Origin of the sequence: Ectothiorhodospira shaposhnikovii, from assembly GCF_022227765.1 — a bacterium.
Lineage (GTDB): Bacteria > Pseudomonadota > Gammaproteobacteria > Ectothiorhodospirales > Ectothiorhodospiraceae > Ectothiorhodospira.
Map to the genome: position 1 here is coordinate 1 of NZ_JAJMLZ010000021.1, position 1,857 is coordinate 1,857.

The following is a 1,857-nucleotide window of genomic DNA, read 5'->3' on the forward strand; positions in this document are numbered from 1 at the left end:
GTTGAACATTTCCCCGCGCATTCCCCCTGCTAGGCGTTAGCCAGGAGGGGGTCAAGCGGGGTTTCTTTTGAGGGGTTTGGTGCCTTGTGATTCCACGTAGGCCCGAACCGTCTCCAGGGATGCCCCACCGACAGAGCCAACGTAATAGGCGCGGTGCCAAAACATCGGTTTCCAATAAAACGCCGCCAAGTGCTCGGCAAAACGATTGCGGGCGCGGCGGGCGCTGGCTGTCTTGAGATTGTTGACCAGCGTGGAAAGGTTCAATGCCGGATGGATCGCTATCAGCAGGTGAACGTGATCAGCCTCGCCACCAAATTCGATCAGTTCACAACGCCATGCCGCCAGGATCTCCGAAAACGCCCCCTCCAGGTAGTCCCTCAGTTCTTCATGCAGGCAAGGGCGACGGTACTTGGTCACAAAAACAACATGCAGCTTAATGTCATAAACGGCGTGAGAACGAGATTTAGTGCTACTTTCCATGGTTGCGCCTTGGTGGTTTTCATGGAACGATAGCAGGCATGGGCATGATCGGACATCGCTTTCGTTGCTATCCCGGTCGCCAGCAGGAAAATATCCTGCTGCGTTGGATTGGCTGTCAGCGATTCATCTATAACAGCAAGGTCAGAGAAGACCGTTATTTTCGTGCCTTTGCCCGAAAAGCCTTGTCGCTGACCGGGCAAAAACCACCCATCGACCAACAATACAGCCAGTTCATCGGCCCCGATACGGCGTGGTTGCGTGAAGTGCCCTCCCAGGTGTTACGCAATGGCGCGGTTCGATGGAAACAAGCCTACAGTCGCTTCTTCCAGAAATTATCCGGTCGTCCAACGATTCATGGAAAAGGTGGCGAACAAGGCGTCTGGCTGACGCGGGAGTTATTTGCTTTCGAGAATGATGGCGAAGGGGGTTATCACCTTCGGGTCGGCACGAAAAAGCACCCGCTCGGTCGGTTGCGCTACGTTGCGGATCGGCCCCATACATTGCCCGCATCCATCGTCATCAGCATCAACGCCGGTCAGTGGCATGTGTCATTTGCCACCGAGGATGATGTGATCCATCCGCGCCCTGCAGAGATCCAGGCCGAGTTATCGCAGTGGGATGAGGCTTCATTGCACGCGGCCACCATCGGCGTGGATCGCGGCGTGGCGGTGCTTGCCTACGCCAGCACGGGATCGGTGTATGCCTTCGACCCGGTGCAAAAGCAGCGAATGGCCCGCAAGGAACGCCAGCGCCTTCGCTGGCAGCGGCGCATGGCGCGACGTGCCAAGGGCTCATCCGGCTGGCACAAGGCCAAAAAGCGCGTGGCCCGCACCCACACCTACGCCAACAACGTGCGCAAGGACTTTGCCCATAAGACAAGTCACGCATTGGTGATGGCGCCGGGGGTGAGGCTCGTGGTCATGGAAGACCTCAAGGTGGCCTCCATGAGTCGTCGCCCGAAGGCAAAGACCGACGAGCGGGGGCGCCACGCACCCAACGGTGCCCGCGCCAAGGCGGGGCTCAACAAGGGCATCCTCCATAGCGCCTGGGGCAAGATCAGAACCTATGCCCAGTACAAGGCACCGAGAAACAACGTGCTGTTTCTCGTGGTGCCGCCGCACCATAGCTCGCAGGAATGTGCCGTTTGCGGCCACATTCATCCCGACAATCGGCTCAGTCAGAGCCGATTTGTCTGTCAACGCTGCGGGCAGACCGATCATGCCGACCACAACGCCAGCCGGGTGATTGCCCGACGCGGCGTCACAACGGTGATCGGTCAGTGCAAATCTCTTCAACAGGTAGGGGCGGTGCGCCCCGAACCGCCGTTCCCGGACGGCTACGCCGGTGGAGATCAGGGTCAGTCGCAGAAGGGCAAGC

General features: G+C 58.9%; 2 protein-coding genes. One reads left to right on the forward strand and one right to left on the reverse strand.

The window, feature by feature from the left end; translation table 11 throughout:
* Nucleotides 1-51: 51 nt before the first annotated feature.
* Nucleotides 52-480 (reverse strand): IS200/IS605 family transposase, encoded by a 429-nt coding sequence (tnpA, locus tag LQD11_RS15365; RefSeq protein WP_238618338.1) that lies wholly within the window; start codon nt 478-480, stop codon nt 52-54.
* 44 nt (nt 481-524) lie between these two features.
* On the opposite strand from tnpA, the gene LQD11_RS15370 reads away from it, so the two are divergent.
* A partial coding sequence (locus LQD11_RS15370; protein WP_238618339.1) for an RNA-guided endonuclease InsQ/TnpB family protein occupies nt 525-1,857 on the forward strand: 1,333 nt, incomplete at its 3' end.

What these genes read in the sequence shown, in the direction of transcription:
- tnpA (WP_238618338.1), bottom strand. Translation starts at nt 480, where the DNA reads ATGGAAAGTAGCACTAAATCTCGTTCTCACGCCGTTTATGACATTAAG.